This is a genomic window from Pectobacterium betavasculorum (assembly GCF_000749845.1).
Classification (GTDB): Bacteria; Pseudomonadota; Gammaproteobacteria; order Enterobacterales; family Enterobacteriaceae; genus Pectobacterium; species Pectobacterium betavasculorum.
Genome location: NZ_JQHM01000087.1, coordinates 1 through 242, shown reverse-complemented (window position 1 = coordinate 242; position 242 = coordinate 1). Strand labels below are relative to the sequence as shown.

The 242-nt window shown below is 45.5% G+C and carries 1 pseudogene; it reads left to right on the top strand.

Features of this window, described 5'->3' with window-relative positions:
* Nucleotides 1-115: 115 nt before the first annotated feature.
* A pseudogene (locus KP22_RS23135) lies at nt 116-242 on the top strand (RHS repeat-associated core domain-containing protein); the annotation flags it as partial.

The window sequence follows — 242 nt, the reverse complement described above, 5'->3', positions numbered from 1 at the left end:
TCGGGGTGTTCGAGTTAACACGGTGTTAAGCTGGCGAAAAGTGCGACTTAAAAAGATCGTCGCATCAATAATTTAAGTGCAATAAAAAGTACGACTGCATCAGGATCGTCCCGATGACCCGATAGGGATAGCGGGGGGAGATAACAATTACGGGTATGTTCAGAATCCGCTGGATTGGGTCGATCCGCTGGGGCTTGCTGGTTGTTCATCTAAAGGGTTTAATAAAAGAGATAGAATTACCA